The organism is Mycobacterium sp. UM_Kg27 (genome assembly GCF_000972905.1).
Lineage (GTDB): Bacteria > Actinomycetota > Actinomycetes > Mycobacteriales > Mycobacteriaceae > Mycobacterium.
On sequence record NZ_JRMM01000359.1, the window covers coordinates 1 to 296 of the forward strand.

Annotated in this window: 1 pseudogene; it reads left to right on the forward strand. The window is 63.9% G+C overall.

From position 1 onward, the window contains the following. Positions 1-296: pseudogene (locus LI94_RS21635) on the forward strand (4-hydroxy-2-oxovalerate aldolase); the annotation flags it as partial.

The following is a 296-nucleotide window of genomic DNA, read 5'->3' on the forward strand; positions in this document are numbered from 1 at the left end:
TTGATCGGGGTGTTCGACAAGATCGGTGTCAAGACCGGTATCGACTTCTTCGACATCGCTGATGCCGCTGAGGACGTGGTGCGCCCGGCGATGCCCGCCGAGTGCGTGCTGGACCGCAATGCGCTGGTGATGGGCTACTCGGGGGTGTACTCGAGTTTCCTCAAGCACGCGGTGCGCCAGGGTGAGCGTTACGGGGTGCCCGCCCACGAGTTGCTGCTGCGGGTCGGTCAGCGCAAGCTGATCGGCGGCCAGGAAGACCAGCTCATCGACATCGCACTGGAAATCCAGCGAGAGCG